Origin of the sequence: Micromonospora sp. MH33 (assembly GCF_003013775.1) — a bacterium.
GTDB lineage: Bacteria > Actinomycetota > Actinomycetes > Mycobacteriales > Micromonosporaceae > Micromonospora > Micromonospora fulviviridis.
This window is the reverse complement of record NZ_MUYZ01000362.1, coordinates 1-6,055: the sequence shown is the minus strand read 5'-3', so window position 1 is coordinate 6,055 and position 6,055 is coordinate 1. Positions and strand designations below refer to the sequence as shown.

The 6,055-nt window shown below is 71.5% G+C and carries 6 protein-coding genes; 1 reads left to right on the top strand and 5 read right to left on the bottom strand.

What is annotated here, in order from left to right; translation table 11 throughout:
• The 5 genes from B0E53_RS32230 to B0E53_RS32210 form a co-directional block, all read right to left on the bottom strand.
• Positions 1-305: ATP-binding cassette domain-containing protein (locus tag B0E53_RS32230; RefSeq protein WP_146167853.1), on the bottom strand; the 305-nt coding region annotated here is incomplete at its 3' end.
• A 14-nt stretch (positions 306-319) separates the two neighbouring features.
• Entirely contained in the window at positions 320-1,309 is a 990-nt protein-coding gene (locus tag B0E53_RS32225) for an ABC transporter permease (RefSeq protein ID WP_107079422.1), read from the bottom strand.
• Positions 1,310-1,372: 63 nt separating this feature from the next.
• Positions 1,373-3,118 (bottom strand): ABC transporter substrate-binding protein, encoded by a 1,746-nt coding sequence (locus tag B0E53_RS32220; RefSeq protein ID WP_107079421.1) that lies wholly within the window; start codon positions 3,116-3,118, stop codon positions 1,373-1,375.
• Positions 3,119-3,178: 60 nt separating this feature from the next.
• On the bottom strand, positions 3,179-4,210 hold the full coding sequence (locus tag B0E53_RS32215) for an ABC transporter permease (RefSeq protein ID WP_107079420.1): 1,032 nt from the start codon (positions 4,208-4,210) through the stop codon (positions 3,179-3,181).
• 366 nt (positions 4,211-4,576) lie between these two features.
• Positions 4,577-5,185, bottom strand: coding sequence for a hypothetical protein (locus B0E53_RS32210; protein ID WP_107079419.1), 609 nt, complete (start codon positions 5,183-5,185; stop codon positions 4,577-4,579).
• 178 nt (positions 5,186-5,363) lie between these two features.
• Here B0E53_RS32210 and B0E53_RS32205 point away from each other — a divergent pair.
• On the top strand, positions 5,364-6,055 hold a 692-nt coding region (locus B0E53_RS32205), incomplete at its 3' end, for a pentapeptide repeat-containing protein (protein ID WP_246835706.1).

Here is a 6,055-nt window from a genome sequence, read left to right as displayed (position 1 = left end):
ATGTCCCGGCCCCGCAGCCGCCGCACCTCCTCCTCCGGCAGCCCGACCAGCTGACGACCACCCACCGAGATCTCCCCCGAAATGGCCGCCCGCGTCGCGTTGTGCAGACCGAGGACCGCCAGCGACGTGACGCTCTTCCCCGAACCGGACTCCCCCACGATGCCCAGCGTGCGACCGCGCTCGACGGCGAACGACACCCCGTCGACGGCCTTCACCACACCGTCCTCGGTCTCGAACCGCACCCGCAGGTCCGTGACCCGCAGATAGGGGCCCTCGCCCGGGCGCGGCACCGGAAGCTCCACCATGTCGATACCTCCCGTCAGCTCAGCCGGACCCGCGGGTCGATGACCGCGTAGAGCACGTCGACCACGATGTTGGCGACCACGATGAACACCGCCGCCAGCAGCACGGTCGCCATGACCACCGGCAGGTTGAGGAACTGCACCGCCTCCACGGTGGCCTTGCCCAGCCCCTGGAGACCGAAGATGGTCTCGGTGATGAAGGTGCCGCCGAGGCTGGTGCCGATGTCCAGGCCGGCGATGGTGACGATCGGCGTGACCGCGGCGCGCAGCGCGTGCCGGGTGTGCACCTGCCGGGCGGACAGCCCCTTCGCCCGGGCGGTCCGGACGAAGTCCTCCGACAGGGTCTCCAGCATCTGGGCCCGGGCCAGCCGGGCGTAGAGCGCCGAGTTGAGGAAGCCGAGCGTCATCCAGGGCAGCAGCAGCCCCACCGCCCAGCGGGCCGGGTTCTCGGTCAACGGGGTGTAGCTGGGGAACGGCAGCAACCCGGTGGCGTAGACCAGCAGATAGAGCAGGATCAGGCCGAAGAAGTAGACCTGCATGGACGCGCCGGCCAGGGTGACCCCGATGGCGGCCCGGTCGAGGGCCGTGCCCCGGCGCAACGCCGACACCATGCCCAGCGAGATGCCCAGGGTCAGCCACAGCACCGCGCCGCCGAGGACGATGCTGAAGGTCACCGGGGCGCGCTGGACGATGATCCGGGTGACCGGCTGGTTGTTGCGGAACGAGTAGCCCAGGCAGGGCGCCGGGCAGTCCTGGCGGAAGTCCCCCTCGCCGTACGTGCGGCCGACGAAGACGCCCTTGACGAATTCCGTGTACTGGCGCGGCAGCGGCTGGTCGATGCCGAGCCGCCGCTCGACCTGGGCGATGTCCGCGGCGGTGCAGTTCTTGCCGCACATCACCTTGGCCGGACTGCTCGGCACCGCGAAGAAGAGCCCGAAGGTGACGAGGCTGATCACGGCGAGGGTCACCGCGGCGACGAGCAGCCGCCGGACGACGAATCGGAGCACGGGAGCACCTCCCCCGGTGGACGGGTGGGGGCGGTCCGGAGTGGGACCGCCCCCACGGGACGGTCACTGCTTCACGTGGATGCCGTTGAGCGAGATGATGCCGAAGGCGTCGCTGAGGAACGCGTTGCCGACCTTCGAGCCGTGCAGCTCGTAGGTGGCGTCGTAGTAGCAGGGCACGACCGGGGCGTACTCCCGCATGATCTTCTCGTCCAGGGCCATCCAGGCGGCGTCCTGCTGGGCGGCGGGCAGGTTGCGCACCCGGTCGACCTCCGCGCTGACCGACGGCTCGTTGAGGTACGAGACGTTGTTGTTGCCCTCGTCGACGATCTCCCGGCCGTCGTAGACCGGCGGGATGATGGTGGAGCCGGTCGGCCAGTCCGAGCCCCAGCCGCTGAGGTAGAGGTCGTACGGGTTGTCCTTGCGGCCGATCTCGTCGTAGTAGCTGGTGTTGTCGATGGGCTTCATGACGATGTCGAAGCCCATGTCGGTGAGGTTCTTCCGGATCGCCTCGGCCTGCTGGGTGCGCAGCTCGGTGTTGGAGTGGGCGAGCACCAGCTTCGGCTTCTTCCCGGCCAGCAGCTCGGTGACCTTCGCCCTGTCCCCGGTGACCGGGGCGTTGAACACGTCGTACTTCTGCCAGCCGGCGGTGGTCGGCGACATCAGCGTGGTGGCCGGGCTGCCCGCGGCCTGCCCGCCGAGCGCCTTGAGCGCGGCGTCCTTGTCCACGGCGTAGTTCAGCGCCCGGCGGATGGCCAGGTCGGTGACCCGCTGGGTGTTGATGCTGAGCACCCAGGTGTACTGGGTCGGGCCCTTGACCACCCGCTCGGCGACGCCGGCGGCGGTGGTCCGGGGCAGCACGGCCGGCGGCACGTCGGTCCAGCTCAGCGCGGCCTGGTCGGCCGGGGCGTCGGCGACCAGCCGCTCGGCGATCTGCGCCTGCTCCAGCCCGAAGGTGACCCGGATGGTGTTGGGGTAGGCGTTGCGGATCGGGTCCGTCTTCGGGTCCCAGTTGGGGTTGCGCTCCAGCTCCAGCGCGATGTCCCGCTCGTAGGACTTCACCTTGTACGGGCCGGACGAGAACGGCCGCAGGTCGTAGTTGGCCCGGGTGTCCTTGGCGGCCGGCACCGGGGCGGTGGTGGGCAGCGCGGCCGCGTACGGCAGGTCGCAGTGCGGCTGCGGGAAGGTGAACCGGATGGTCCGGTCGTCGGGCGTCTCGACGCCGTCCGGCGCCGCCTTCCCGCCGTCGTACGGCCCCTGGTAGGACGCGTTGTAGGCACCGCCCGGGTAGAGCCACTGCTGGATGTAGTGCGGCCCCTCGTTGAGGTTCGCGGCGAACGAGCGGGCCAGGCCGTAGGCGACGTCCTTGCTGGTCACCGTCGAGCCGTCCTCGTACTTCACCCCGTCCCGCAGGGTGAACTCCCAGACCTTGCAGTCGTTGTTGACGTCCTTGCCGGGATTGGTGGCCAGGTCGCCGACGAGCAGCAGCTTGCCGCTGCCGTCCTCCTTGTAGCCGTTGAGCGCCCGGTAGAGGAGCCCGCCGGTGACCTGCTGCACGTTGACGTAGTTCCGGGCCGGGTCGAGGTGCTCGAAGTCGGAGTTCTGCATCACGGTGAGCGTGCCGCCGGCCTTGGCGCCGTCGACCGCCTTCGCGGGCCCCTGGTTGTCGGCCGCCTCGTAGGAGATGGAACCGGTCTGGGTCTTGGCCTTCCCGTCGCCGCCGCCTCCGCCGTCGGTGGTGGGGCTGCAACCGGCGGCGACGAGCGCCGCCGCGGAGAGGACACCGGTCAGTGTCCGGGTTCGTGCGCGCACGGGTGTGCTCCCTTCCCGCCCGGCGGCCCCCGCCGGCCGGGCGTGTCGATGGCCGTGGGGTTACCGGGTGGACCGGGGATCCAGCGAGTCGCGCAGCGCGTCACCGAAGAGGTTGAACGCCAGGACCAGCAGGAAGATCGCCAACCCGGGGAACAGGGTGTACCAGGGGTCGCTCGCGACGTAGCCGATGCTGTTGTAGATCATGCGGCCGAGGTCGGGCGTGGGTTCGGTGACGCCGATGTTGACGAAGGCCAGCGCCGCCTCGATGGCGATGAACTGCGGCACGTTGAGCGAGACGGTGACCAGGATCGGCGCCCAGATGTTCGGCAGCAGTTGCCGGAACAGCAGGTGCCCGGTCCCCGCGCCGGCGGCCCGGGCGGCCTCGACGAACTCCCGCTCACGCAGCGAGATCACCTGGCCGCGGACCAGCCGCGCGGTGTAGGTCCAGCTGAACAGGCCGAAGGTGGCGATGATCAGGGCGACCCGGAAGGCCGGCGGCGGCGCCTCCCGTTCGGTGTAGAAGCGGTCCTGGAGGATCGGGATCACGGCGAGGGCGAAAATGAGGAACGGAAACGCCAGGGTGAGGTCGATCAACCAGTTGACCGCGCTGTCCAGCCAGCCCCGCGCCCAGCCGGCCAGCACGCCGACCGCGACCCCGATGAACGACGCCAGCAGGGCCGAGGCGAAGGCGATGAACAATGACGTGCGCAGGCCGTACACCAACTGGAGCAGGATGTCCCGCCCGCTGCCGGGTTCGAGCCCGAGCCAGTGGTCGGCGCTGATGCCGCCGGCGTAGCCGATCGGCATTCCGAAATCGTTGAGCCGGCCGACGAACTTGTCGGTGGGGTCGATTCCGGTGAGCCGGCCGAGCAGCGGCGCGCCGAGCGCCACGAGGCCGGCGACGGCCAGCGTCAGGGCACTGACCCGGGCCGTCCGGTCCCGCTTGAGACGTAGCCAGGCAAGTTGGTTGGGCGATCGGCCGAGGATCTCCCGGCGGTCGGCGCCGGGCGGGGTGGTGGTGCTGACGGCCGGGTCCGGCACGGCCGGATCGCCGGGTGCGGTCAACGACGGTGGGTGGGACAGGTCGCTCATGAGGAGTCCTCCCGACGGCGACGAAAAACGTCCTGCCACTCGACGGTAAACCGCAATGGAACAGCACTTCGAATCGTTACGGTAACGACCGGATCGGTTGTCAGGAATTGACAACGATACGGTTTACGGAAAGCATCGTCGCAATAACGGCCGACTTCGGTTGTCATCCGTTCGGCCATTGGCGCGACAGTTCCGCAATGGGTTTCCGCAGGGTCCGATCCCGGTTGTCAACCGATCGGACATTTCCCGGCGCCGATGTCATGTCCGCCGTCCAGGGACGCTGGGGGTGTGCCTCGGCACCGACGTGCTGTTCGACTTCTGAGCCGAAGCGGGCGGCGCCCGCCGTGCGCGGACGCCGCGCCCCGCTCAGCGGGTCATCGAGATCGAGGCCCGGCCGATGTACGCGACCTGCGCCGCGAAGGTCACCAGCGCGACCGGCACGCCCACCAGCACGGCCGGGCCGGTCGACAGGCCGGCCAGCCCGGCCAGCAGGGCGGCGCCGAGGCCGAGCAGCAGCGCGTTGACCGCGCCGACCAGCGCGGCGGCGGTCAGCAGCAGCTGCCACCGGCCGGGCCGGGCGCCCACCGCCGTCCAGGCGGACCGCGTCTCGCCCCCGGGCGTCGCCGCGTCGGCGAAGAAGTCCTGACCGCCGGCGAGCCGCTGGTGGTACCAGGCCCGGATCCGCTGCATCCGTTGCAGGTCCAGGGAGTTCTCCACCATGTTCTGCACCAGCCGGCCGAAGGTGAGCAGCCCGGTGACCACGAGGGTGGGCAGCACCGCGCCCAGGTACGGCCGGACCAGCGGGCCGTTGCCGGAGACGAAGCCCAGCCCGATGAGCGCGGCGGAGAGCAGCGACAGGAAGACCGTGGTCCGGCCCACCGACTCGGCCACCGTGGCGCTGCGGCCGGTCTGGAGCACGAAGTGCTCGGTGGTGAGGGCGGTGAGCAGGGCCTGCTCCCGCGCGTCGTCGTCCATCCCTCCGCCCTCCGGTGCCGGTCACCGCCACCATACGGAGAGCCACCGCGCCGCCGGGCCGGAACCGGGCGGCCCCGTCACACTCCCGCGCCCCGCCGGCCGTTCCGGGCGGCCGGGGCGGAGAATGGCCGCGGGCGCGACGGTCGCGGCCGGCGGTGACGGGCAGGAGGCCGGGGGCGTGTCCGAGGCGGAGGACCAGCGGCGCGGTGATCGCCGGCCCGAGGATCGTCAGCACGGCGAAGCCCGCCGGGCCGCCGGCGGCGTCCGGGAGCTGCGCGCCGACTGCGCTCGCTGCTTCGGGATCTGCTGCGTGGCACCGGCATTCGCCGCCTCCGCCGACTTCGCGGTCGACAAGCCCGCCGGGCAGCCCTGCCCGAACCTGCGCGCCGACTCCCGCTGCGGCATCCACCGCGACCTGCGGCAGCGCGGCTTCCCCGGCTGCACCGTGTTCGACTGCTTCGGCGCCGGCCAGCACGTCGCGCAGGGCACCTTCGGCGGGCGCGACTGGCGGGCCGACCCGGCGACCGCGCGGCGGATGTTCGACACCTTCGCGGTCATGCGACCGCTGCACGAGCTGCTCTGGTATCTGACCGAGGCCCTGGCGCTGACCCCGGCCGGCCCGCTGCGGGACGAGTTGGCCGCCGCCCTCACCGAGACCGGCCGGCTCACCGACGGCACCCCGGAGGAACTGCTCGCCGTCGACGTCGCCGCGCAGCGGGACCGGGTCAACCGGCTGCTGTCCCGGGCCGGCGAGCAGGCGCGCGCCGGTCGGGCCGGCGTGGACCGGCGCGGCGCGGTGCTGATCGGCGTGGACCTGCGCCGGGCCGGGCTGGCCGGCGCGAACCTGCGCGGGGCCTGCCTCATCGGCGC

Excerpts from the sequence above, each read along its gene's own strand:
- B0E53_RS32215 (WP_107079420.1), bottom strand. The coding sequence starts at position 4,210 with ATGAGCGACCTGTCCCACCCACCGTCGTTGACCGCACCCGGCGATCCG.
- B0E53_RS32210 (WP_107079419.1), bottom strand. The coding sequence starts at position 5,185 with ATGGACGACGACGCGCGGGAGCAGGCCCTGCTCACCGCCCTCACCACC.